Origin of the sequence: Escherichia sp. HH26CH, from assembly GCF_009820205.1 — a bacterium.
In the GTDB taxonomy this organism is placed as follows: Bacteria; Pseudomonadota; Gammaproteobacteria; order Enterobacterales; family Enterobacteriaceae; genus Escherichia; species Escherichia coli_F.
On record NZ_VNXM01000012.1, the window covers coordinates 550,292 to 576,508 of the forward strand.

22 protein-coding genes are annotated in these 26,217 nt (G+C 50.5%); 18 read left to right on the plus strand and 4 right to left on the minus strand.

Annotated features, from left to right (window positions below):
• The first annotated feature begins 192 nt into the window (after positions 1-192).
• The 11 genes from FQ015_RS04670 (at position 193) to FQ015_RS04720 (ending at position 15,126) form a co-directional block, all read left to right on the plus strand.
• On the plus strand, positions 193-1,593 hold the full coding sequence (locus tag FQ015_RS04670) for a glutamate decarboxylase (protein WP_000358930.1): 1,401 nt from the start codon (positions 193-195) through the stop codon (positions 1,591-1,593).
• A gap of 155 nt (positions 1,594-1,748) precedes the next feature.
• Positions 1,749-3,284: an acid resistance gamma-aminobutyrate antiporter GadC gene (gadC, locus tag FQ015_RS04675; RefSeq protein ID WP_000246007.1), complete on the plus strand. Its 1,536-nt coding sequence runs from the start codon at positions 1,749-1,751 to the stop codon at positions 3,282-3,284.
• A gap of 130 nt (positions 3,285-3,414) precedes the next feature.
• Complete coding sequence (locus FQ015_RS04680) at positions 3,415-4,734, plus strand: family 10 glycosylhydrolase (protein WP_160523767.1); 1,320 nt, start codon at positions 3,415-3,417, stop codon at positions 4,732-4,734.
• A 363-nt stretch (positions 4,735-5,097) separates the two neighbouring features.
• On the plus strand, positions 5,098-6,480 hold the full coding sequence (gene dosC, locus FQ015_RS04685; protein ID WP_160523768.1) for a diguanylate cyclase DosC: 1,383 nt from the start codon (positions 5,098-5,100) through the stop codon (positions 6,478-6,480).
• A 24-nt stretch (positions 6,481-6,504) separates the two neighbouring features.
• Positions 6,505-8,904, plus strand: a complete 2,400-nt coding sequence (dosP, locus tag FQ015_RS04690) for an oxygen-sensing cyclic-di-GMP phosphodiesterase DosP (protein WP_160523769.1) — start codon at positions 6,505-6,507, stop codon at positions 8,902-8,904.
• 257 nt (positions 8,905-9,161) lie between these two features.
• On the plus strand, positions 9,162-9,743 hold the full coding sequence (gene ddpX / locus FQ015_RS04695) for a D-alanyl-D-alanine dipeptidase (protein WP_039021789.1): 582 nt from the start codon (positions 9,162-9,164) through the stop codon (positions 9,741-9,743).
• A 13-nt stretch (positions 9,744-9,756) separates the two neighbouring features.
• The gene (locus tag FQ015_RS04700) at positions 9,757-11,307 is read left to right on the plus strand and encodes an ABC transporter substrate-binding protein (RefSeq protein ID WP_000830536.1); all 1,551 of its coding nucleotides are present in this window, start codon (positions 9,757-9,759) and stop codon (positions 11,305-11,307) included.
• Between the two features lies 1 nt (position 11,308).
• Positions 11,309-12,331, plus strand: a complete 1,023-nt coding sequence (locus FQ015_RS04705; protein ID WP_160523770.1) for an ABC transporter permease subunit — start codon at positions 11,309-11,311, stop codon at positions 12,329-12,331.
• Positions 12,328-13,224 carry a D,D-dipeptide ABC transporter permease gene (gene ddpC / locus FQ015_RS04710; RefSeq protein ID WP_105279167.1) on the plus strand — a complete coding sequence of 299 codons (897 nt, stop codon included), beginning with the start codon at positions 12,328-12,330 and terminating at the stop codon, positions 13,222-13,224. The genes FQ015_RS04705 and ddpC overlap by 4 nt, the downstream gene beginning before the upstream one ends.
• Entirely contained in the window at positions 13,221-14,207 is a 987-nt protein-coding gene (locus FQ015_RS04715; RefSeq protein WP_032184224.1) for an ABC transporter ATP-binding protein, read from the plus strand. The genes ddpC and FQ015_RS04715 overlap by 4 nt, the downstream gene beginning before the upstream one ends.
• Positions 14,200-15,126, plus strand: coding sequence for an oligopeptide/dipeptide ABC transporter ATP-binding protein (locus FQ015_RS04720; protein WP_160523771.1), 927 nt, complete (start codon positions 14,200-14,202; stop codon positions 15,124-15,126). Before FQ015_RS04715 ends, FQ015_RS04720 begins: the two co-directional genes overlap by 8 nt.
• A gap of 55 nt (positions 15,127-15,181) precedes the next feature.
• On the opposite strand, the gene osmC is transcribed toward FQ015_RS04720, so the two are convergent.
• The gene (gene osmC, locus FQ015_RS04725; protein WP_000152299.1) at positions 15,182-15,613 is read right to left on the minus strand and encodes a peroxiredoxin OsmC; all 432 of its coding nucleotides are present in this window, start codon (positions 15,611-15,613) and stop codon (positions 15,182-15,184) included.
• Between the two features lie 343 nt (positions 15,614-15,956).
• On the opposite strand from osmC, the gene bdm reads away from it, so the two are divergent.
• From bdm to FQ015_RS04755, 6 genes are all read left to right on the plus strand, one after another.
• Positions 15,957-16,172 carry a biofilm-dependent modulation protein gene (gene bdm / locus FQ015_RS04730; RefSeq protein ID WP_000495766.1) on the plus strand — a complete coding sequence of 72 codons (216 nt, stop codon included), beginning with the start codon at positions 15,957-15,959 and terminating at the stop codon, positions 16,170-16,172.
• Between the two features lie 101 nt (positions 16,173-16,273).
• Complete coding sequence (sra, locus tag FQ015_RS04735; RefSeq protein WP_000841554.1) at positions 16,274-16,411, plus strand: stationary-phase-induced ribosome-associated protein; 138 nt, start codon at positions 16,274-16,276, stop codon at positions 16,409-16,411.
• Positions 16,412-16,567: 156 nt separating this feature from the next.
• Positions 16,568-18,265, plus strand: a complete 1,698-nt coding sequence (maeA, locus tag FQ015_RS04740) for a malate dehydrogenase (protein WP_000433464.1) — start codon at positions 16,568-16,570, stop codon at positions 18,263-18,265.
• Positions 18,266-18,399: 134 nt separating this feature from the next.
• Entirely contained in the window at positions 18,400-19,410 is a 1,011-nt protein-coding gene (adhP, locus tag FQ015_RS04745) for an alcohol dehydrogenase AdhP (protein ID WP_000642407.1), read from the plus strand.
• 185 nt (positions 19,411-19,595) lie between these two features.
• Positions 19,596-19,874, plus strand: coding sequence for a type II toxin-antitoxin system RelE/ParE family toxin (locus FQ015_RS04750; protein ID WP_032303016.1), 279 nt, complete (start codon positions 19,596-19,598; stop codon positions 19,872-19,874).
• Positions 19,874-20,158: a HigA family addiction module antitoxin gene (locus FQ015_RS04755; protein ID WP_000781370.1), complete on the plus strand. Its 285-nt coding sequence runs from the start codon at positions 19,874-19,876 to the stop codon at positions 20,156-20,158. Before FQ015_RS04750 ends, FQ015_RS04755 begins: the two co-directional genes overlap by 1 nt.
• A gap of 228 nt (positions 20,159-20,386) precedes the next feature.
• Here the strand turns inward: FQ015_RS04755 and fdnI are convergent, their stop codons facing one another.
• Genes fdnI through fdnG form a run of 3 tightly spaced genes read right to left on the minus strand, consistent with a single transcriptional unit; the run spans position 20,387 to position 24,977 of the window.
• On the minus strand, positions 20,387-21,040 hold the full coding sequence (fdnI, locus tag FQ015_RS04760; protein ID WP_000045646.1) for a formate dehydrogenase-N subunit gamma: 654 nt from the start codon (positions 21,038-21,040) through the stop codon (positions 20,387-20,389).
• Entirely contained in the window at positions 21,033-21,917 is an 885-nt protein-coding gene (fdnH, locus tag FQ015_RS04765) for a formate dehydrogenase N subunit beta (RefSeq protein ID WP_001240580.1), read from the minus strand. The genes fdnI and fdnH overlap by 8 nt, the downstream gene beginning before the upstream one ends.
• Before the next feature lie 12 nt (positions 21,918-21,929).
• A complete protein-coding gene (gene fdnG / locus FQ015_RS04770; RefSeq protein WP_148936353.1) occupies positions 21,930-24,977 on the minus strand; it encodes a formate dehydrogenase-N subunit alpha in 3,048 nt (1,015 codons plus the stop codon).
• A 231-nt stretch (positions 24,978-25,208) separates the two neighbouring features.
• On the opposite strand from fdnG, the gene yddG reads away from it, so the two are divergent.
• Entirely contained in the window at positions 25,209-26,090 is an 882-nt protein-coding gene (gene yddG / locus FQ015_RS04775) for an aromatic amino acid efflux DMT transporter YddG (RefSeq protein ID WP_072039648.1), read from the plus strand.
• Positions 26,091-26,217: the final 127 nt, after the last annotated feature.

Below are 26,217 nucleotides of genomic sequence, written 5' to 3' on the forward strand. Positions count from 1 at the left end.
GACATACAACACCACACTACAACCCATTACACCCTACACTATTGTTTTTTAACGTAAATATATTTTTCCCATAATATCTCACGATAAATAACATTAGGATTTTGTTATTTAAACACAAGTCCTTTGCACTTGCTTACTTTATCGATAAATCCTACTTTTTTAATGCGATCCAATCATTTTAAGGAGTTTAAAATGGATAAGAAGCAAGTAACGGATTTAAGGTCGGAATTACTCGATTCACGTTTTGGTGCGAAGTCTATTTCCACTATTGCAGAATCAAAACGATTTCCGCTGCACGAAATGCGCGATGATGTCGCATTCCAGATTATCAATGATGAGTTATATCTTGATGGCAACGCTCGTCAGAATCTGGCAACGTTCTGCCAGACCTGGGACGACGAAAATGTTCACAAGTTGATGGATTTATCTATTAACAAAAACTGGATCGACAAAGAAGAATATCCGCAATCTGCAGCTATCGACCTGCGTTGCGTAAATATGGTTGCTGACTTGTGGCATGCGCCTGCGCCGAAAAATGGTCAGGCCGTTGGCACCAACACCATTGGCTCTTCCGAGGCCTGTATGCTCGGCGGGATGGCGATGAAATGGCGTTGGCGCAAGCGTATGGAAGCCGCAGGCAAGCCAACGGATAAACCTAATCTGGTGTGCGGCCCGGTACAAATCTGCTGGCATAAATTCGCCCGTTACTGGGATGTGGAACTGCGTGAAATCCCTATGCGCCCCGGTCAGTTGTTTATGGATCCGAAACGCATGATTGAAGCCTGCGACGAAAACACCATCGGCGTGGTGCCGACTTTCGGCGTGACCTACACCGGTAACTATGAATTCCCGCAACCGCTGCACGATGCACTGGATAAATTCCAGGCCGACACCGGTATCGACATCGACATGCACATCGACGCCGCCAGCGGTGGCTTCCTGGCACCGTTCGTCGCCCCGGATATCGTCTGGGACTTCCGCCTGCCGCGTGTGAAATCGATCAGTGCTTCAGGCCATAAATTCGGTCTGGCTCCGCTGGGCTGCGGCTGGGTTATCTGGCGTGATGAAGAAGCGCTGCCGCAGGAACTGGTGTTCAACGTTGACTACCTCGGCGGTCAGATTGGGACTTTCGCCATCAACTTCTCCCGCCCGGCGGGTCAGGTGATTGCACAATACTATGAATTCCTGCGCCTCGGTCGTGAAGGCTATACCAAAGTACAGAACGCTTCCTACCAGGTTGCCGCTTATCTGGCGGATGAAATCGCCAAACTGGGGCCGTATGAGTTCATCTGTACCGGTCGCCCGGACGAAGGCATCCCGGCGGTTTGCTTCAAACTGAAAGATGGTGAAGATCCGGGATACACCCTCTACGACCTCTCTGAACGTCTGCGCCTGCGCGGCTGGCAGGTTCCGGCCTTCACTCTCGGCGGTGAAGCGACCGACATCGTGGTGATGCGCATTATGTGTCGTCGCGGCTTCGAAATGGACTTTGCTGAACTGTTGCTGGAAGACTACAAAGCCTCCCTGAAATATCTCAGCGATCACCCGAAACTGCAGGGTATTGCCCAGCAGAACAGCTTTAAACATACCTGATAACGTTTAACGGTAACGGTGTCCCGAAACGAATCCGTTTCGGGACAATTTCCAAAGTCTGTTCACTGGCATTAGCAACGGAAAATATTGTTCTGAATGTGCTTCAGAACAAAACAGGTGCGGTTCCGACAGGAATACCGTTTTAGGGGGATAATATGGCTACATCAGTACAGACAGGTAAAGCTAAACAGCTCACATTACTCGGATTCTTTGCCATAACGGCGTCGATGGTAATGGCTGTTTATGAATACCCTACCTTCGCAACATCGGGCTTTTCATTAGTCTTCTTCCTGCTTTTAGGCGGGATTTTATGGTTTATTCCCGTGGGGCTTTGTGCTGCGGAAATGGCCACCGTCGACGGCTGGGAAGAAGGTGGTGTCTTCGCCTGGGTATCAAATACTCTGGGGCCGAGATGGGGGTTTGCAGCGATCTCATTTGGCTATCTGCAAATCGCCATCGGTTTTATTCCAATGCTCTATTTCGTGTTAGGGGCACTCTCCTACATTTTGAAATGGCCAGCGTTGAATGAAGACCCCATTACCAAAACTATTGCAGCACTCATCATTCTTTGGGCGCTGGCATTAACGCAGTTTGGTGGCACGAAATACACGGCGCGAATTGCTAAAGTTGGCTTCTTCGCCGGTATCCTGTTACCTGCATTTATTTTGATCGCATTAGCAGCTATTTATCTGCACTCCGGTGCTCCCGTTGCTATCGAAATGGATGCGAAAACCTTCTTCCCTGACTTCTCTAAAGTGGGCACCCTGGTTGTATTTGTTGCCTTCATTTTGAGTTATATGGGCGTTGAAGCTTCCGCAACCCACGTCAATGAAATGCGCAATCCCGGGCGCGACTATCCGTTGGCTATGTTACTGCTGATGGTGGCGGCAATCTGCTTAAGCTCTGTTGGCGGTTTGTCTATTGCGATGGTCATTCCGGGTAATGAAATCAACCTCTCCGCAGGTGTAATGCAAACCTTTACCGTTCTGATGTCACATGTGGCACCGGAAATTGAGTGGACGGTTCGCGTAATTTCCGCTTTGCTGTTGCTGGGTGTTCTGGCGGAGATCGCTTCCTGGATTGTTGGCCCTTCTCGCGGGATGTATGTCACCGCGCAGAAAAACCTGCTGCCAGCGGCGTTCGCTAAAATGAACAAAAATGGCGTACCGGTAACGCTGGTTATTTCGCAGCTGGTGATTACTACTATCGCGTTGATCATCCTCACCAATACTGGTGGCGGTAACAATATGTCCTTCCTGATCGCCCTGGCGCTGACGGTGGTGATTTATCTGTGTGCTTATTTCATGCTGTTTATTGGCTACATTGTGTTGGTTCTTAAACATCCTGACTTAAAACGCACATTTAATATCCCTGGTGGTAAAGGGGTGAAACTGGTCGTGGCAATTGTCGGTCTGCTGACTTCAATTATGGCGTTTATTGTTTCCTTCCTGCCGCCGGATAACATCCAGGGTGACTCTACCGATATGTATGTTGAATTACTGGTCGTTAGTTTCCTGGTGGTACTTGCCCTGCCCTTTATTCTCTATGCTGTTCATGATCGTAAAGGCAAAGCGAATACCGGCGTATCTCTGGAACCAATCAACAGCCAGAACGCTCCGAAAGGTCACTTCTTCCTGCACCCGCGTGCACGTTCACCACACTATATTGTGATGAATGACAAGAAACACTAACCATGTCTGAATGGTTATAAGACAAGGGAGCGATAATTCATCGCTCCCTTTTTCGTGCTCGCTGTCGTATTGACTTAACCGGGATAAGTACGAGAATGAGCGCACATCTGTTTACCGGAAACCAGCATATATGGATATCTGCTCCCGAAACGAGAAATTAGCGATTAGAAGACCAGCGGTACTGGTTGCACTGGCACTTTTACTGTGTAGTTGCAAAAGCACGCCCCCAGAGTCAATGGTGACACCACCAACAGGTTCGAAGCCACCAGCTACGACGCAACAATCGTCACAACCGATGCGTGGCATCTGGCTGGCCACAGTGTCTCGCCTCGACTGGCCACCGGTTTCCTCGGTTAACATTAGTAACCCCACCAGCCGGGCACGTGTACAACAACAGGCGATGATCGACAAACTGGATCATCTGCAACGTCTCGGCATAAACACGGTCTTTTTCCAGGTCAAGCCGGACGGTACCGCCCTGTGGCCATCGAAAATTTTGCCGTGGTCCGATCTTATGACCGGAAAGATTGGTGAAAATCCAGGTTACGATCCGCTGCAATTTATGCTCGACGAAGCCCACAAGCGTGGGATGAAAGTACACGCCTGGTTTAACCCTTACCGCGTATCGGTTAATACAAAGCCTGGTACTATCAGGGAACTGAATAGCACCCTGTCTCAACAACCAGCCAGCGTCTATGTGGAACACCGCGACTGGATCAGAACGTCCGGCGATCGCTTTGTCCTCGACCCTGGTATTCCTGAGGTTCAGGACTGGATCACATCAATAGTCGCGGAAGTGGTTTCCCGCTATCCGGTAGATGGCGTGCAGTTTGACGACTATTTCTATACTGAGTCACCAGCTTCACGGCTAAATGATAACGAAACGTACCGCAAATACGGAGGCGCATTTGCGTCAAAAGCAGACTGGCGGCGCAACAATACTCAGCAGTTAATTGCTAAGGTATCGCACACCATTAAAAGCATTAAGCCGGAAGTCGAATTTGGCGTTAGCCCGGCAGGCGTGTGGCGTAACCGATCACACGATCCGCTCGGTTCCGATACCCGAGGCGCGGCAGCCTATGACGAATCCTATGCTGACACCCGTCGATGGGTGGAACAAGGATTGCTGGATTACATTGCTCCCCAAATTTACTGGCCGTTCTCACGGAGTGCCGCACGTTATGACGTTTTGGCAAAATGGTGGGCGGATGTCGTTAAACCGACCAGGACCCGCCTGTATATCGGTATCGCCTTCTATAAAGTGGGTGAACCTTCAAAGATAGAACCAGACTGGATGATTAACGGTGGCGTACCGGAACTGAAAAAGCAGCTCGATCTTAACGATGCTGTACCAGAAATCAGCGGCACAATCTTGTTCCGTGAGGACTATCTGAACAAACCTCAGACTCAACAAGCGGTCAGCTATTTGCAAAGTCGTTGGGGCAGTTAAACTTGTAACATGGCCGGTGCTTTACTCACCGGCTTGTTATCCTCTTGAAATATCCCACTAATAATCATGCTTATTTAAGCCAAATTAACCACGCAATTAACCACTCTTAGTTTAATAGCCATAAAACCCCTAATAAAAATGTATGAATATGAAAACCCTACGGTATTCGCTGTTTCCGAAAAATAATTACGATGGGCTATACTCTTCTGAAGAACAGTAGCGTAGATTGAAACTGTCCTAAGTCGCTTATTTGTTTTCAGTATATCTTCATATTTCAGGAGAATATGTGCAGTTAGTCGATCTCGCACGTTGCGTTTCGTTTTTGATTCCGTCTGCTTTCTCAGCCTTATAAGGGTGTGAATTATGGAGATGTATTTTAAAAGAATGAAAGATGAGTGGACCGGACTTGTCGAACAGGCAGATCCGCTCATTCGTGCCAAAGCCGCGGAAATTGCCGTTGCGCATGCCCATTACCTGAGCATTGAGTTTTATCGGATTGTCCGTATTGACCCGCATGCCGAAGAATTCTTGAGTAATGAACAAGTTGAGCGGCAGCTGAAAAGTGCGATGGAACGCTGGATTATTAATGTGCTTTCTGCCCAGGTTGACGATGTTGAAAGGCTAATACAAATCCAGCATACCGTCGCAGAAGTGCATGCCCGCATCGGCATTCCAGTAGAAATTGTCGAGATGGGGTTTCGGGTGCTGAAAAAAATCCTCTATCCGGTGATTTTCTCTTCGGATTATTCTGCCGCAGAAAAACTTCAGGTCTACCATTTCTCGATTAACAGTATTGATATCGCGATGGAAGTCATGACCCGCGCGTTTACCTTTAGTGACAGTAGTGCCTCAAAAGAAGATGAAAACTATCGTATCTTCTCGTTACTGGAAAACGCCGAAGAAGAAAAAGAACGCCAAATAGCCTCAATCCTTTCATGGGAAATTGACATTATCTATAAAGTTCTGCTGGATTCTGATTTAGGCAGTAGTTTGCCTTTAAGCCAGGCTGATTTTGGCCTGTGGTTTAACCATAAAGGTCGACATTATTTTAGCGGCATTGCCGAAGTGGGTCATATCTCCCGCCTGATTCAGGATTTCGACGGTATTTTTAATCAAACCATGCGTAATGCAAAAAATTTGAGCAACAAAACTCTGCGGGTGAGATTTTTATTACAGATAAGAAATACCGTATCGCAAATTATTACCTTGCTGCGTGAATTATTTGAAGAAGTATCTCGCCACGAAGTGGGTATGGATGTACTGACAAAATTACTTAACCGCCGCTTCCTGCCGACCATCTTTAAACGCGAAATTGCCCATGCCAACCGGACCGGCCCCCCCCTGTCAGTGCTGATTATTGACGTTGATAAATTCAAAGAGATCAACGATACGTGGGGCCATAACACCGGTGATGAAATTTTGCGTAAAGTTTCTCAGGCCTTTTACGACAACGTCCGCAGTAGTGATTATGTTTTTCGTTACGGGGGAGATGAATTTATCATTGTTTTAACTGAAGCTTCGGAAAACGAAACGTTACGTACCGCAGAACGTATTCGCAGTCGGGTGGAGAAAACCAAACTGAAAGCCGCAAACGGCGAAGATATTGCCCTCTCACTTTCCATCGGTGCCGCCATGTTTAATGGTCATCCTGACTATGAGCGCCTCATTCAAATAGCCGATGAAGCTCTGTATATCGCCAAAAGACGAGGTAGAAACCGTGTTGAACTCTGGAAAGCCAGTCTTTAGATGCGCCAGGATGCAGAGGTAATCATGAAGCTAACCGATGCGGATAATGCCGCCGATGGCATTTTTTTCCCCGCCCTTGAGCAAAATATGATGGGCGCGGTGTTAATTAACGAAAATGATGAAGTGATGTTTTTCAACCCCGCCGCAGAGAAGCTCTGGGGATACAAACGTGAAGAAGTCATTGGCAATAACATTGATATGCTGATTCCGCGGGATTTGCGTCCTGCGCATCCTGAATATATCCGTCACAACCGTGAAGGCGGTAAAGCGCGCGTCGAGGGGATGAGTCGGGAGCTGCAGCTGGAGAAAAAAGACGGCAGTAAAATCTGGACCCGTTTTGCGCTATCGAAAGTGAGCGCCGAGGGTAAAATTTATTACCTGGCGCTGGTACGGGATGCCAGCGTAGAAATGGCGCAAAAAGAACAGACCCGACAATTGATTATTGCCGTTGACCATCTCGACCGACCGGTGATTGTCCTCGATCCGGAACGCCATATTGTGCAGTGCAATCGCGCATTTACCGAAATGTTTGGTTACTGCATTAGCGAAGCCAGCGGTATGCAGCCCGATACACTCCTGAACATTCCTGAATTCCCTGCCGATAACCGCATTCGTTTACAACAGTTGCTATGGAAAACCGCCCGCGATCAGGATGAATTTCTGCTGTTGACGCGCACCGGTGAAAAAATCTGGATTAAAGCCTCTATCAGCCCGGTCTATGATGTGCTCGCGCATCTGCAGAACCTGGTAATGACTTTCTCGGATATCACCGAAGAACGGCAAATCCGCCAGCTTGAAGGCAATATTCTCGCCGCCATGTGCAGCAGCCCGCCATTTCATGAAATGGGGGAAATCATTTGTCGTAACATCGAATCTGTTCTCAACGAATCGCATGTTTCGCTGTTCGCGCTGCGCAACGGGATGCCGATACACTGGGCGTCATCTTCGCACGGTACAGAAGTTCAAAATGCGCAAAGCTGGTCAGCGACCATTCGTCAGCGTGATGGCGCACCGGCGGGGATCCTGCAAATTAAAACCTCGTCAGGAGCAGAAACCAGCGCCTTTATCGAACGCGTGGCAGATATCAGCCAGCATATGGCCGCGCTGGCGCTGGAACAGGAAAAAAGCCGTCAGCATATTGAACAACTCATCCAATTTGATCCGATGACCGGTCTGCCAAATCGCAATAACCTGCACAATTACCTCGATGACCTGGTCGACAAAGCCGTCTCTCCGGTGGTCTATCTCATCGGTGTTGACCATATTCAGGATGTGATTGATAGCCTTGGCTATGCGTGGGCCGATCAGGCATTGCTGGAAGTGGTCAATCGCTTTCGTGAAAAACTCAAACCGGATCAGTATCTCTGTCGTATCGAAGGTACGCAGTTTGTCCTAGTGAGCCTGGAAAACGACGTCAGTAACATTACCCAAATCGCCGATGAGCTACGGAATGTGGTCAGCAAGCCGATAATGATTGACGATAAACCATTCCCGCTCACCTTGAGCATTGGCATCAGCTACGACGTGGGTAAAAACCGCGATTACCTGCTCTCCACTGCCCATAACGCGATGGATTATATTCGCAAGAATGGCGGTAACGGCTGGCAGTTCTTCAGCCCGGTGATGAACGAAATGGTGAAAGAACGATTGATATTAGGCGCAGCGCTGAAAGAAGCGATTAGCAATAACCAACTGAAACTGGTTTACCAACCGCAAATCTTCGCAGAAACGGGTGAACTGTATGGTATCGAAGCCCTTGCTCGCTGGCACGATCCTCTGCATGGTCATGTGCCCCCTTCACGGTTTATTCCTCTCGCAGAAGAGATTGGCGAAATCGAAAATATTGGGCGCTGGGTCATCGCGGAAGCTTGCCGTCAGTTAGCAGAATGGCGTAGCCAGAATATTCATATTCCAGCGTTATCCGTTAACTTGTCTGCGCTGCACTTCCGCAGTAATCAGCTGCCTAATCAGGTGTCTGATGTAATGCAAGTCTGGGGCATTGACGGCCACCAGCTAACGGTGGAAATCACCGAAAGCATGATGATGGAACACGATACGGAAATTTTTAAGCGCATCCAGATCCTGCGCGATATGGGCGTGGGTTTATCGGTAGATGATTTTGGCACGGGTTTTTCCGGGTTATCCCGCTTAGTCAGTCTTCCGGTAACGGAAATCAAAATTGACAAAAGTTTTGTTGATCGTTGTCTGACGGAAAAACGCATCCTTGCCTTACTTGAAGCTATTACCAGCATTGGGCAAAGCCTCAATTTAACCGTCGTAGCGGAAGGCGTCGAAACCAAAGAGCAATTTGAGATGCTACGCAAGATCCACTGTCGCGTTATTCAGGGATATTTCTTTTCCCGGCCCCTGCCCGCCGAAGAAATTCCAGGCTGGATGAGTAGCGTGTTACCGCTGAAAATCTGACAAATCCCTCTCGCCCGCACTCGCGGGTTTTCATTTAACGTGACACTGTCACTTAAATACTGTGATTTCAGCTACGATTCCGGGAGATTCCTTCCTTAACTTCCCCTCTTGCACCAAAACTGCACTACGCTGCACAAATGTTGATCAAAAGTTAAAAAATATAACTTTAAGCCAGCATTCTGGCGCTTATCCCGGCATGGCATGAGATCTGCATAAGCGGAAAGCGCAGCAATTTTTGTCTTATACAGGAACCGTTTATGTCGGATACCACCGAACTGGTTGATTTAGCCGTGATCTTCCCTGATCTGGAGATCGAATTGAAATACGCCTGCGCTGATAACATCACGGGTAAAGCTATTTATCAGCAAGCGCGTTGTCTGTTACACAAGGATGCGATTACCGCGCTGGCGAAAAGTATCAGTATCGCCCAGCTGTCAGGTTTACAACTGGTGATTTACGATGCGTATCGCCCACAACAAGCACAGGCGATGTTGTGGCAAACCTGCCCAGACCCGCAATATGTTGTTGATGTGACGGTCGGTTCTAATCACAGCCGTGGCACCGCGATCGACCTGACGCTTCGTGATGAGCACGGGAACATCCTCGATATGGGCGCAGAGTTCGATGAAATGCACGAACGTTCCCATGCTTACCATCCTTCTGTCCCGCCCGCCGCTCAGCGCAATCGGCTGTTGCTGAATGCGATTATGACTGGCGGTGGCTTTGTCGGTATCCCGAGCGAATGGTGGCACTTCGAATTACCCCTGGCAGCAAGTTACCCACTACTCGCTGATCAATTCACCTGTTTTATATCCCCTGGCACACAGCACGCCAGTTAATCAGGAAACTGTCATGAAGAGATCGATTTCGTTTCGTCCTACATTGCTCGCGATCGTCCTTGCCACAACAATGCCGGTTGCGCACGCCGCCGTACCGAAAGATATGCTGGTGATCGGTAAAGCTGCCGACCCACAAACCCTCGACCCGGCGGTGACAATTGATAATAACGACTGGACAGTGACCTACCCGTCTTATCAGCGACTGGTTCAGTACAAAACGGACGGTGATAAAGGCTCAACCGACGTTGAAGGCGATCTGGCGAGTAGCTGGAAAGCGTCTGACGATCAAAAAGAGTGGACGTTCACCCTGAAGGACAATGCTAAATTTGCCGATGGCACACCCGTCACTGCCGAAGCAGTAAAACTCTCTTTTGAGCGGTTACTAAAAATCGGTCAGGGGCCAGCAGAAGCATTTCCCAAAGATTTAAAGATTGATGCTCCCGACGAACATACGGTGAGGTTTACCCTTAGCCAGCCATTCGCACCGTTCCTCTACACGCTGGCGAATGACGGTGCATCCATTATCAATCCGGCGGTCTTAAAAGAACATGCGGCCGATGATGCCCGTGGTTTCCTCGCGCAAAATACCGCTGGCTCCGGACCGTTTATGCTGAAAAGCTGGCAAAAAGGTCAGCAATTAGTTCTGGTGCCAAATCCGCATTACCCCGGCAATAAACCGAACTTCAAACGGGTATCGGTAAAAATTATCGGTGAAAGTGCCTCCCGTCGCCTGCAGCTCTCCCGTGGCGACATTGACATTGCCGATGCGCTGCCGGTGGATCAACTCAACGCCCTGAAGCAGGAAAACAAAGTCAACGTGGCAGAGTATCCGTCACTGCGCGTCACCTATCTGTATCTCAATAACAGCAAAGCGCCACTTAATCAGGCGGATCTGCGTCGGGCCATTTCCTGGTCTACCGATTATCAGGGTATGGTTAACGGCATTCTGAGTGGTAACGGAAAACAAATGCGCGGCCCGATTCCGGAAGGCATGTGGGGATACGATGCGACGGCAATGCAATACAACCATGACGAAACGAAAGCCAAAGCCGAATGGGATAAAGTGACGAGCAAACCCACCAGCCTGACGTTTCTCTACTCCGATAACGACCCGAACTGGGAACCTATTGCTCTGGCAACACAATCCAGCCTCAACAAGCTGGGCATCAATGTGAAGCTGGAAAAGCTGGCGAACGCCACCATGCGCGACAGAGTGGGTAAAGGTGATTACGACATCGCGATTGGCAACTGGAGTCCGGATTTTGCCGACCCGTATATGTTTATGAATTACTGGTTTGAGTCAGACAAAAAAGGTCTGCCGGGTAACCGCTCGTTCTATGAAAACAGTGAGGTCGATAAGTTACTGCGCAATGCGCTAGCGACCACCGACCAGACGCAGCGTACCCGGGACTACCAGCAGGCACAGAAAATCGTCATTGATGACGCTGCTTATGTGTACCTGTTCCAGAAAAACTACCAACTGGCGATGAACAAAGAGGTGAAAGGCTTTGTGTTCAATCCCATGCTGGAACAGGTCTTCAATATCAATACCATGAGTAAATAACGTGACCTTCTGGAGTATTTTACGCCAACGCTGCTGGGGGCTGGTGCTCGTGGTGGCGGGCGTCTGCGTGATTACGTTTATTATCTCGCACCTGATCCCCGGCGATCCGGCGCGGTTACTGGCGGGTGACCGCGCCAGCGATGCTATCGTGGATAATATTCGCCAGCAACTGGGACTGGACCAGCCACTGTACGTACAGTTTTACCGCTACGTCAGCGACCTGTTTCAGGGTGACCTGGGAACATCCATTCGTACCGGGCGTCCGTTGTTGGAAGAGTTGCGCATATTTTTCCCGGCGACGCTGGAACTGGCATTTTGCGCCCTGCTGCTGGCACTCCTGGTTGGTATCCCGCTGGGCATACTCTCTGCAGTCTGGCGAAATCGCTGGCTGGATCATCTGGTGCGAATAATGGCCATTACCGGAATCTCCACACCTGCGTTCTGGCTTGGGCTGGGCGTCATTGTGCTGTTTTATGGCCATCTGCAAATTCTTCCCGGCGGCGGAAGGCTTGATGACTGGCTGGATCCACCAACGCACGTTACCGGCTTTTATCTGCTCGATGCGCTGCTTGAAGGCAACGGTGAAGTCTTCTTCAATGCGCTGCAACATCTCATCTTACCGGCATTAACGCTGGCGTTCGTTCACCTGGGGATTGTCGCTCGCCAGATCCGCTCAGCTATGCTGGAACAATTGAGTGAAGACTACATTCGTACCGCCCGGGCCAGCGGCTTGCCCGGCTGGTATATCGTTTTATGTTATGCGCTACCCAATGCGTTGATCCCCTCGATTACCGTATTGGGGCTGGCGCTGGGCGATTTGTTGTATGGCGCCGTACTCACCGAAACCGTTTTTGCCTGGCCCGGAATGGGTGCATGGGTAGTAACATCAATACAGGCGCTCGACTTCCCGGCAGTGATGGGCTTTGCCGTCGTGGTTTCATTTGCTTATGTGCTGGTCAACCTGGTGGTGGATTTGCTCTATTTGTGGATTGATCCGCGTATCGGACGTGGAGGTGATGAATGATGCTAAGCGAGGAAACGTCCGTCGTACGCCCACCAAAACAAACGCGATTTAACGGTGCAAAACTGGTATGGATGCTGAAAGGCAGCCCGCTCACCGTGACCGGCGCAGTCATCATTGTATTAATGCTATTGATGATGATTTTTTCACCGTGGCTGGTGACGCATGATCCCAACGCCATTGATTTAACTGCCCGCCTTTTGCCGCCTTCTGCGGCGCACTGGTTTGGCACCGATGAAGTGGGACGCGATCTGTTTAGCCGCGTACTGGTCGGCAGTCAGCAATCAATTCTCGCCGGATTAGTGGTGGTCGCCATTGCGGGTATGATGGGTTCGCTACTCGGGTGTCTATCCGGTGTGCTTGGCGGACGCGCAGACGCGATCATCATGCGCATCATGGACATTATGCTGTCGATTCCTTCGCTGGTGCTGACAATGGCGCTGGCTGCCGCACTTGGACCGAGTTTGTTTAACGCCATGCTGGCGATTGCTATCGTGCGAATCCCGTTTTATGTGCGCCTGGCGCGGGGGCAAACATTAGTTGTCCGCCAGTACACTTACGTTCAGGCGGCGAAAACCTTTGGTGCGTCACGCTGGCATCTGATCAACTGGCATATTTTACGTAACTCCCTGCCGCCGCTGATTGTGCAGGCATCGCTGGATATTGGTAGCGCGATTTTAATGGCCGCCACGTTGGGATTTATTGGCCTGGGTGCTCAACAACCGAGTGCTGAATGGGGGGCGATGGTGGCGAATGGTCGCAACTATGTGCTCGATCAATGGTGGTATTGCGCATTTCCGGGGGCAGCGATTTTGCTTACCGCCGTCGGGTTCAATCTCTTTGGTGATGGTATTCGCGATCTGCTTGACCCGAAAGCAGGAGGAAAGCAGTCATGACCCAACCCGTTCTGGACATTCAACAGCTGCATTTGAGTTTCTCCGGTTTTAACGGCGACGTTCACGCGCTCAACAATGTGTCATTGAAAATCAACCGCGGTGAAATTGTCGGTCTGGTGGGAGAATCCGGCTCGGGTAAATCAGTCACTGCAATGTTGATTATGCGTCTGTTACCGACGGGCAGTTATTGCGTACATCGGGGACATATTTCACTGCTGGGAGAAGATGCTCTTAACGCTCGGGAAAAACAGCTTCGTCAATGGCGCGGCGCACGAGTGGCGATGATCTTTCAGGAACCGATGACCGCCCTAAATCCGACACGTCGAATAGGTCTTCAGATGATGGACGTGATCCGGCATCATCAACCAATAAGTCGTCGGGAAGCCAGAGCTAAAGCGATTGCCCTGCTGGAAGAGATGCAAATCCCGGATGCCGTGGAAGTTATGTCGCGCTATCCGTTTGAGCTTTCAGGTGGTATGCGCCAGCGGGTAATGATTGCGCTGGCATTCTCCTGCGAGCCGCAATTGATTATTGCCGACGAACCGACTACGGCGCTGGACGTCACGGTACAGTTGCAGGTACTGCGTCTGCTTAAACATAAAGCCCGCGCCAGTGGAACTGCGGTACTGTTCATCAGCCATGATATGGCCGTGGTGTCGCAACTGTGCGATAGCGTTTACGTGATGTATGCCGGAAGCGTGATCGAGAGCGGTATGACGGCAGACGTTATCCATCATCCCCGGCATCCGTATACCATTGGTTTGCTGCAATGCGCACCGGAACATGGAATACCACGCCAGCCATTACCCGCCATTCCAGGGACGGTACCAAACCTCACCCATTTGCCTGACGGCTGCGCTTTTCGCGATCGTTGCTATGCGGCAGGTACACAGTGTGAAAACGTCCCGGCGCTGACAGCGTGTGGTGACAACAACCACCGCTGCGCCTGTTGGTATCCTCAGCAGGAGGTCATTAGTGTCTGACACGTTATTAACGTTACGCGACGTCCATATCAATTTCCCGGCCCGAAAAAACTGGCTTGGTAAAACTACGGAACATGTTCATGCCATCAATGGTATTGATTTACAGATCAGTCGTGGTGAAACCTTAGGGATCGTCGGTGAGTCAGGCTGCGGCAAAAGCACCCTCGCACAGCTTTTAATGGGTATGCTGCAACCGAGCCACGGGCAGTACATCCGTTCAGGATCACAACGCATTATGCAGATGGTGTTTCAGGACCCGCTCTCTTCGCTTAATCCGCGCTTACCGGTGTGGCGCATCATCACGGAACCGCTCTGGATTGCTAAGCGTAGTAGTGAACAACAGCGGCGAGCGTTGGCAGAGGAGCTGGCTGTGCAGGTGGGTATTCGTCCGGAGTATCTCGACCGCTTGCCTCATGCGTTCTCAGGCGGGCAGCGGCAACGTATCGCCATTGCCAGAGCACTCTCTTCGCAGCCTGACGTGATTGTGCTTGATGAGCCCACCTCGGCGCTGGATATCTCCGTCCAGGCGCAGATCCTCAATTTACTGGTAACGCTACAGGAAAATCGCGGGCTGACTTATGTGCTGATTTCACACAATGTCTCGGTGATACGTCATATGAGCGATCGGGTGGCGGTGATGTATCTCGGACAGATTGTGGAACTAGGAGACGCGCAACAGGTGCTGACAGCTCCGGCACATCCATACACCCGATTATTGCTGGATTCCCTCCCCGCCATTGATAAACCGCTGGAGGAAGAATGGGCATTGCGTAAAACGGAACTACCAGGAAACCGCACGCTGCCGCCGGGCTGTTTTTTCCGCGAACGTTGCCCCCTGGCAACCCACGGATGTGAAGTCCGGCAATCATTAACAATAAGGGAGGACGGACGTGAGATACGGTGCTGGCGGGCGCTGTAGAGACGCTAACAACGCATCAGGCAATCACGCGCCTGACGCGTCATACGGCAACGCTTTATGATTTCAACTGGTAATCAAGCGTAATTTCCGCTTTCAGTACCTGAGAAACCGGGCATCCTGCTTTTGCTTTCTGGATAATGCCGTCAAAGGTAGAGGCATCAATACCCGGCACCGCAACTTCGCTCTTCAGGGCGATTTTAGTAATCGCAAACCCGGCATCCACTTTATCCAGCGACACATCGGCGGTGGTATCAATCGATGATGGCGTGAATCCCGCTTCCCCCAGCATTAATGAAAGTGCCATTGAGAAACATGCTGCATGCGCCGCGCCAATTAGTTCTTCAGGGTTAGTTCCTTTTTCGCCTTCAAAACGCGTATTAAATCCATACGGCTGTTGGTTCAGCACGCCGCTCTCGGTGGATACGGTTCCCTTCCCGCGTTTGATATCGCCTTCCCAGTGTGCCTGACCTTTCTTATGGATTGTCATTGTTGCTCTCCTGTGGGCTTAAAAAGGAAATTATAGACTACGTGAGAAACAGTATGAGGTTAAGCAGGATATTCCGAATAGAATCCGGCGAAAATATTATCTATGTACTTAAATAAAATTCCCACAATAGATAACCGGGAATATATAACTCAAGAGATATTGCATCAATATCAATCAACTCACACCAATAATATTCCCATTAATATCATGGAGTTAAAATATAAAAATCATCAACCAGGACTAATCTTAACAACGAAGCGGCAAATATTTGCCATGCTGAATGTGCTTTATAAATCTGCGATCCGTAGCAGACACCATAAATACACAGACACGGAGAATCACTATGTTTACTTATTATCAGGCAGAAAATTCAACAGCAGAACCCGCTCTGGTTAATGCCATTGAGCAAGGCCTTCGGGCAGAACACGGTGTTGTCACTGAAGATGACATTCTCATGGAGCTGACCAAATGGGTGGAAGCTTCTGATAACGACATCCTCAGTGATATCTACCAACAAACGATCAATTATGTGGTCAGTGGCCAGCACCCTACGCTTTAAGGTGCTATGCTTGATCGGCAACCTAATTTAGGGGTTTAGCACGTGTTTCTTCGCTACGGCGATGTTGTCCTTAAAACTAGCAACAGGATTGAGGAGTTAAAATGAAATCGAACCGTCAGGCACGTCATATTCTTGGACTGGACCATAAAATTTCTAACCAGCGCAAAATAGTTACCGAAGGTGATAAATCCAGCGTGGTAAATAACCCAACCGGCAGAAAACGTCCCGCTGAAAAGTAATCTTTAACAATCAGTCCTCAATGACGATTAAACACCATTGCCTGCGCAATGGTGTTTTTGTTTTTAACTGCTTTATACTTGGAGCCGATGCCCTGGCGGTAAAGCAAAGACGATAAAAGCACCCCAGGGATGGATATTCAAAAAAGAGTGAGTGACATGGAACCAAAAACAAAAAAACAGCGTTCGCTTTATATTCCTTACGCTGGCCCTGTACTGCTGGAATTTCCGTTGTTGAATAAAGGCAGCGCCTTCAGCATGGAAGAACGCCGTAACTTCAACCTGCTGGGGTTACTGCCGGAAGTGGTCGAAACCATCGAAGAACAAGCGGAACGCGCATGGATCCAGTATCAGGGATTCAAAACCGAAATCGACAAGCACATCTACCTGCGTAACATCCAGGACACTAACGAAACCCTCTTCTACCGTCTGGTAAACAATCATCTTGATGAGATGATGCCCGTTATTTACACCCCAACCGTCGGCGCAGCCTGTGAGCGTTTTTCTGAGATCTACCGTCGTTCCCGCGGCGTGTTTATCTCATACCAGAACCGCCACAATATGGACGATATTCTGCAAAACGTACCGAACCATAATATTAAAGTGATTGTGGTGACGGACGGCGAACGTATTCTGGGGCTTGGTGACCAGGGCATCGGTGGGATGGGTATTCCGATCGGTAAACTGTCGCTCTATACCGCCTGCGGTGGCATAAGCCCGGCGTATACACTGCCGGTGGTACTGGATGTCGGGACGAACAACCAGCAGTTGCTTAACGATCCGCTGTATATGGGCTGGCGTAATCCACGTATCACTGACGACGAATACTATGAATTCGTGGATGAATTTATCCAGGCTGTGAAACAACGCTGGCCGGACGTGCTGTTGCAGTTTGAAGACTTCGCACAAAAAAATGCGATGCCGTTACTTAACCGCTATCGCAATGAAATTTGTTCTTTTAACGATGATATTCAGGGCACCGCGGCGGTAACAGTCGGCACACTGATCGCAGCCAGCCGTGCGGCGGGCGGTCAGTTAAGCGAGAAAAAAATCGTCTTCCTCGGCGCAGGTTCAGCAGGATGCGGCATTGCTGAGATGATCATCGCCCAGACCCAGCGAGAAGGATTAAGTGAAGAAGCGGCGCGGCAGAAAGTCTTTATGGTCGATCGCTTTGGTCTGCTCACCGACAAGATGCCGAATCTGCTGCCTTTCCAGACTAAACTGGTGCAGAAGCGCGAAAATCTCAGTGACTGGGATACTGACAGCGATGTGCTGTCACTGCTTGATGTGGTGCGCAATGTCAAACCGGATATTCTGATTGGCGTCTCAGGACAGACCGGGCTGTTTACGGAAGAGATCATCCGTGAGATGCACAAACACTGCCCGCGTCCGATCGTGATGCCGCTGTCTAACCCGACTTCACGTGTGGAAGCCACACCGCAGGACATTATCGCCTGGACCGAAGGTAACGCGCTGGTCGCCACCGGCAGTCCGTTTAATCCGGTGGTATGGAAAGATAAAATCTACCCCATCGCCCAGTGTAACAACGCCTTTATTTTCCCGGGCATCGGGCTGGGCGTTATTGCTTCCGGCGCGTCACGTATCACCGATGAGATGCTGATGTCGGCAAGCGAAACGCTTGCTCAGTATTCGCCGCTGGTACTGAACGGCGAAGGTCTGGTACTGCCGGAACTGAAAGATATTCAGAAAGTGTCCCGCGCAATTGCGTTTGCGGTTGGCAAAATGGCGCAGCAGCAAGGCGTGGCGGTGAAAACGTCTGCCGAAGCTCTGCAACAGGCCATTGATGATAACTTCTGGCAAGCCGAATACCGCGACTACCGCCGTACATCTATCTAAGCCTGCGCCCGGTAGTGACTGCTACCGGGCAATTTTCCTCTTCCTTTTTCAGATCTCATCCATACTGGGTAGTGGCGAATAAATCTCATTTGCCTCACCTGCTATGCAGAACATCATCCGAAAAGGAGGAAACTATGAAGGCTGCAGTTGTTACGAAGGATCATCATGTAGACGTTACGGATAAAACACTGCGCTCACTGAAACATGGCGAAGCCCTGCTGAAAATGGAGTGTTGTGGCGTATGTCATACCGATCTTCATGTTAAGAATGGCGATTTTGGTGATAAAACCGGCGTGATTCTGGGCCATGAAGGCATCGGTGTGGTGGCAGAAGTTGGCCCCGGCGTTACCTCATTAAAACCAGGCGATCGCGCCAGCGTGGCGTGGTTTTACGAAGGTTGCGGTCATTGCGAATACTGTAACAGCGGTAACGAAACGCTCTGCCGTTCAGTAAAAAATGCCGGATACAGCGTTGATGGCGGCATGGCTGAAGAATGCATCGTGGTCGCCGATTACGCGGTAAAAGTGCCCGATGGCCTGGACTCGGCGGCGGCTAGCAGCATTACCTGCGCGGGTGTCACCACCTACAAAGCAGTAAAACTGTCAAAAATTCGTCCAGGACAGTGGATTGCTATCTACGGTCTTGGCGGTCTGGGCAACCTCGCCCTGCAATACGCGAAGAATGTCTTTAACGCCAAAGTGATCGCCATTGATGTCAATGATGAGCAGTTGAAACTGGCAACCGAAATGGGTGCAGATTTAGCGATTAACTCACGCACCGAAGACGCCGCCAAAATTGTGCAGGAAAAAACCGGTGGCGCTCACGCAGCGGTGGTGACAGCGGTAGCTAAAGCTGCGTTTAACTCAGCGGTCGATGCCGTTCGTGCAGGCGGTCGTGTTGTGGCTGTCGGTCTGCCGCCGGAGTCTATGAGCCTGGACATCCCACGGCTGGTGCTGGATGGTATTGAAGTGGTCGGTTCGCTGGTCGGCACGCGCCAGGATCTCACCGAAGCCTTCCAGTTTGCCGCCGAAGGTAAAGTGGTGCCAAAAGTTGCCCTGCGTCCGTTAGCGGACATCAACACCATCTTTACTGAGATGGAAGAAGGCAAAATCCGTGGCCGTATGGTGATTGATTTCCGTCGCTAAGAGGCCTTTGCTGCGACTGCCATGTTTGAGTCGCAGCCTGTTTTGCGAGACGCTTTCCGCAATTTCACTCTTCTTCTTTTCCTCCCCCATCTTTCCTCTCACAATTCACGAAAACGTAGCGAAATTTGTTGCGCTGCACGGAACAACAGTGATAGTGTTCCTTTCGAAGGAACAAGGATGAAGAGATGATAATGAATTTCAGACACAAGGGATTGCGTGACTTGTTTCTTCTCGGCAAAACCTCCGGCGTTATACCGACGCAAATCAAACGATTACGCCACCGACTCGCTGTGATTGATGCAGCAAGCTGTCTTGCTGATCTCGATATGCCCGGTTACCGACTACACCCGTTAAGCGGCGATCGTGATGGAATTTGGGCGATATCTGTCTCGGGCAACTGGCGAATCACATTTGAATTCGTCAATGGCGATGCATACATACTGGATTACGAGGACTATCACTGATGAAAATGGCCAATCATCCCCGCCCGGGGGACATTATTCAGGAATCACTGGACGAACTTAATGTCAGCCTGCGCGAGTTTGCCAGAGCAATGGAAATTGCGCCCTCAACGGCAAGCCGATTGCTGACCGGAAAAGCCGCGTTGACGCCAGAAATGGCGATTAAACTTTCCGTGGTGATCGGCAGTTCGCCGCAAATGTGGCTGAATCTACAAAACGCCTGGAGTCTGGCAGAGGCAGAAAAAACGGTAGATGTGTCGCGATTACGCCGTCTGGTTACGCAATAAAAAAATGGCACCTTATAAAGCGCCATTTGAAACTGATGGCAAACGCAACATTGCCTGATGCGCTACGCTTATCTGACCTACACGTTCACTGCAATCTATTGGATTTGAACGGTTTGTAGGCCGGATAAGGCGTTCACGCCGCATCCGGCATGAATAAAGCCTATGTTGTCTACAATATGAAAATGGCGCCTTTTACAGCGCCATTTTCAGCTTAAAGTTCAAAAGAGATTATATCCCTTCTTCACTCTCTTTTTTCGCTTCTGCCTTCTCGATTTCACGATACCAGCGTGGATGGTGTTTCTTCGCCCAACGACGGCTCACCTTCCCTTCGATCATCCCTTTAATCGACCCTTTCACCCAGAATGCCATATACATATGAATCAGGATGGCGTGGATCAGGATGATACCCGCAGCCGCGTGAATCAACAGGCTATAACGGACAACCTGTATCGGGAAGTACTGCGCAAAGTACGGACGCCAGATAATCACCCCGGTCACCAGCAGCACGAAAATCATGCTCATGATCGACCAGAACATCATCTTTTGCCCGGCGTTGTACTTACCAACATCCGCCACTTTGTGTTCATTGCCTTTTAATACTTCGACAATGTTCAACAGCCACGGAATATCTTTCTTATCCGGGATGTTGTGATGCACAAAACGCACAAACATAAACATCAGCGCGACGAAAATCGCAATGCCGAAGAACGGGTGCAAAATGCGTCCCATCTGCGGCGTACCGAAGGTTTGCGTCAGCCATTGCAGCGTCGGGAAGAAGAACGAAATCCCGGACAGCGCCACCAGGAAGAAGCAAATCACCACGGTCCAGTGACAGGCGCGATCAATAAACTTGGTGCGCACAATCATTTTCGACTTACTCATGATGATCCTCCTCGTCATCGTCCACTTCCTTATTCGGGCCAATACCGATGTAGTGGAAAATTAACCCGGCAAAAGTGGCGATAAAGCCAGCCGCTGCCAGCGGTTTCAACGCGCCTTTCCACAGATTTACCGATGTATCGATCTTCGGATCTTTCGGCAGACCGTGATACAGCTCCGGCTGATCGGCGTGATGCAGCACGTACATGACGTGCGTACCACCGACCCCTTCCGGGTTGTAGACGCCAGCATGTTCGTAACCACGCGCTTTCAGTTTCGCCACGCGCTGTTCCGCCAGCTCCAGCATCTCCTTCTTGGTGCCGAAGTGGATAGCCCCGGTCGGACAAGTTTTCACACAAGCCGGTTCCTGACCAACGCTGACGCGATCGACGCAGAGTGTGCATTTATATACCCGGTTATCCTCTTTGTTGAGGCGTGGAATATTAAACGGACACCCGGCAATGCAGTAACCACAGCCGATGCAGTTTTCCGACTGGAAATCGACAATCCCGTTAGCGTACTGAATGATCGCACCAGCAGACGGGCACGCCTTCAGGCAGCCCGGATCTTCACAGTGCATACAACCGTCTTTACGGATCAGCCACTCCAGCTTGCCGTTCTGTTCGGTTTCGCTAAAGCGCATCACCGTCCAGGACTTGGCGCTCAGATCGGCGGGGTTATCATAAACCCCGACGCAGTGCCCCACTTCATCACGGATATCGTTCCACTCCGAACACGCCACCTGACAGGCTTTACAGCCGATACAGGTGGAAACGTCGATAAGTTTCGCGACTTCTGCTTTGTAATCACGCACCTGAGAAGGCGGCGTGATGGAGTTAGTTGCGGACCTTTTGATAATGTCCTGCGTTTCCATAGCCATCTGTTCGCCCCCTTACGCCTTCTCGATGTTGACTAAGAACGCTTTATATTCCGGCGTTTGCGAGTTTGCATCACCGACATTCGGCGTCAGAGTGTTAGCGATATAACCTTTACGCGCGACACCCTCAAAGCCCCAGTGGATTGGAATACCCACCGTTTCAACCTGCTGACCGTTTACATTCAGCGGTTTCAGACGGCGCGTTACCACAGCCACCGCGCGGATAAAGCCACGCTTGCTGGAGACAGTGACACGATCGCCATTGGCAATGCCTTTCGCCGCCGCCAGCGTTTCGCTGATTTCCACAAACTGTTCCGGCTGAGCAATTGCGTTGAGCAACGCGTGCTTGGTCCAGGTGTGGAAGTGCTCGGTCAGACGATAGGTCGTACCCACATACGGGAACTGCTCTTTTTTACCCATCCGCAGCGCGTCTTGTTCATACAGACGAACAACCGGGTTAGACACCACGTTCGGATGCAGCGGGTTAGTGCCCAGCGGCGTTTCAATTGGTTCGTAGTGTTCCGGGAACGGACCTTCCGCCATTTTGTTGATGGCAAACAGGCGTCCCATCCCTTCCGGCTGCATGATAAACGGCCCGGTTGGTGTACCCGGTGCGGCATTGCCGAAGTCCGGAATATCGTTACCCGTCCACTTGCTGCCGTTCCACTGGATCAGCATCCGTTTCGGATCCCACGGTTTACCGTTGATATCCGCCGAAGCACGGTTGTAGAGTACGCGACGGTTGAGCGGCCACGCCCAGGCCCATCCCAGCGTATTCCCCAGACCGGACGGGTCGGAGTTATCGCGGTTGGCCATCTGGTTGCCCTGCTCTGTCCAGCTACCGGTGTAGATCCAGCAAGAAGATGCGGTTGTACCGTCATCACGCAGATGCGCAAAGCTACTCAGTAACTGACCTTTCTTCGCAATCAGCACGCCATTGGCGTCATAGAGATCTTCCAGCGCATAGCCGTTGTTCTCTTTTGCCACTTCGTCAGACTGCGGCTCGTGCGGCTGCTTGTAGTTCCAGCTCATCTTCATCAGCGGTTCTACACCTTTACCACCTTCGGCTTTGTACAACTCGCGAAGATGATGGTAGATACCCGCCAGAATTTCGCCGTCGTTACGTGCTTCGCCTGGCGCGTCCTGACCTTTCCAGTGCCACTGCAACCAGCGACCGGAGTTAGCGATAGAACCATCTTCCTCAGCAAAGCAGGTCGAAGGCAGACGGAATACCTCTGTCTGAATAGACGCCGGATCGACATCGTTCGACTCGCCGTGGTTCTGCCAGAAAGTAGAGGTTTCAGTCACCAGCGGATCGATAACCACCATGTACTTCAGCTTGCTCAGGCAGCTCACCACTTTGTTTTTGTCCGGGAAGGACGCAACCGGGTTAAAGCCCTGGCAGAAATAACCAGTGACTTTGCCTTCGTCCATCATGTTGAAATACTTGATGACGTCGTAGGTCTGGTCCCACTTCGGCAGCCAGTCGTAGCCCCAGTTATTCTCTTTCTGTGCGGCATCGCCGTAGAAAGATTTCATCAGGCTAACGAAGAACTTCGGATAGTTGCTCCAGTAGTTCACCTGATCAGCCAGCGTCGCTTTCGGCGTGTTCGCTTCCAGATACGACTGCAAATCAACCTGTTTTTCTGACGGCAGCGTCAGATAACCCGGCAGGCTGGTAGAGAGCAGACCTAAGTCAGTCAGGCCCTGAATGTTGGAGTGACCACGCAATGCGTTCACGCCGCCACCGGCCATACCCATGTTACCGAGCAGCAACTGGATCATCGCCATAGTACGGATGTTCTGCGCACCCACGGTGTGTTGGGTCCAGCCCAGTGCGTACAGGAAGGTGGTTGTGCGATCCGGCGCGCTGGTGGAGGCCAGCACTTCACACACTTTCAGGAAGTCAGCTTTTGGCGTACCGCAGATGTTTTCTACTACGTCCGGCGTGTAACGGGAAACGTGCGCTTTCAGCAAGTTCCACACACAGCGCGGATGAGTCAGTGTTTCATCGCGTTTCGCATAGCCGTTTTCATCGAACTGATAGTTCCAGGACGACTTATCGTACTGACGTTTTTCAGCGTCGTAACCGCTGAACAGACCGTCTTCGAACGCAAAATCATCACGCACCAGCAGGCTGGCGTTGGTGTAATGCTTAACGTATTCGGCGTTGATCTTGTTGTTTTCGATCAGGTAGCGCAAAACGCCAGACAGGAACGTAATGTCCGTACCGGAACGAATAGGTGCGTAGATATCCGCCACAGAAGCGGTACGCGTAAAACGGGGATCGACAACGATCAAGGTTGCATCGTTGTTGTTTTTCGCTTCCATCGCCCAGCGAAAACCGACGGGATGCGCTTCAGCAGCGTTACCGCCCATCACCATTACGACGTTAGCGTTTTTGATATCCACCCAGTGGTTGGTCATCGCACCGCGACCAAATGTTGGAGCAAGACTTGCTACCGTTGGTCCGTGTCAGACGCGCGCCTGGTTGTCTACCGCCAGCATCCCGAGGGAGCGGGCAAATTTCTGTGTCAGCATCCCGGTTTCGTTGCTGGCACCGGAAGCACACAGCATACCGGTAGAAAGCCAACGGTTTACCGTTACGCCCTGCTCATTCTTTTCAATAAAGTTAGCGTCACGGTCTGCCTTCATCAGCTTCGCAATGCGGGAGAATGCTTTTTCCCAGCTAATGCGCTGCCATTTGTCAGAACCTGGCGCACGATATTCCGGGTAGCGCAGACGGTTTTCGCTGTTCACGTAATCCAGCAATCCGGCCCCTTTCGGGCACAGCGCACCACGGCTTACCGGATGATCCGGGTCACCTTCAATGTGATAAATCGCTTCTCTGGCGTTTTTCGCGCCATCACCCAGGCTATACATCAATAGCCCGCAACCTACGGAACAGTATGTACAAGTGTTACGGATCTCTTTCGCGCGTAATAATTTGTAGTTTCGCGCCTGAGCCAGTGCTTGCTTCGGGGCAAAACCCAATGCCGCGACTGTTGTTCCCGCCATACCGCCCGCGCAGATTTTAAAAAATTGTCTGCGACTGACGTCCATTGCTTTCCTCTTTTTTCAGGGGTATTACTGCGCGAGGAAACTAACAGTAAAATTCTGAATCTTTTTGCGCGAAATCAAAAAGAACAGCTGTTTGCCACAAAATAATCCGCCTGCGCAAATTGACCTACCTCAATAGCGGTAGAAAAACGCACCACTGCCTGACAGGCCAGTTAAAAAAATGCTATAAAATTCAGCTTAATTTTTAACGGCAAGAGAGACAAAACAGCGAGCATGACACGACAAAAAGCAACGCTCATAGGGCTAATAGCGATCGTCCTGTGGAGCACAATGGTAGGATTGATTCGCGGTGTCAGTGAGGGGCTCGGCCCGGTCGGCGGCGCAGCTGCTATCTATTCATTAAGCGGGCTGCTGTTAATCTTCACGGTTGGATTTCCGCGAATTCGGCAGATCCCGAAAGGCTATTTGCTCGCCGGGAGTCTGTTATTCGTCAGCTATGAAATCTGTCTGGCGCTTTCCTTAGGGTATGCGGCGAGCCGTCATCAGGCGATTGAAGTAGGTATGGTGAACTATCTATGGCCCAGTCTGACAATTCTCTTTGCCATTCTGTTTAATGGTCAGAAAACCAACTGGCTGATTGTACCTGGATTATTATTAGCCCTGGTCGGTGTCTGTTGGGTGTTAGGCGGTGACAATGGGTTACACTATGATGAAATCATCAATAATATTACCACCAGTCCATTAAGTTATTTCCTGGCGTTCATTGGCGCTTTTATCTGGGCAGCTTATTGTACAGTAACGAATAAATACGCACGCGGATTTAATGGAATAACCGTTTTTGTCCTGCTGACAGGAGCAAGTCTGTGGGTTTACTATTTTCTCACGCCACAACCAGAAATGGTATTTAGCGCACCCGTCATGATTAAACTCATCTCTGCGGCATTTACCTTAGGATTTGCTTACGCTGCGTGGAACGTTGGCATTTTACATGGCAACGTCACCATTATGGCAGTAGGTTCGTATTTTACGCCCGTACTTTCGTCGGCGCTTGCTGCGGTACTGCTTAGTGCTCCGCTATCGTTCTCATTCTGGCAAGGCGCACTGATGGTCTGCGGCGGTTCCCTGCTCTGCTGGCTGGCGACACGTCGTGGATAAAATTATTGTCGGGTCATAGCACCCGGCAGTTAACCCGCTAAATTACGACAATAATAAAAAATAAATTTCAAATACCAGTAATTCACCTTATATCTCATTTCGACTTCGATCACATATCGACAAATAA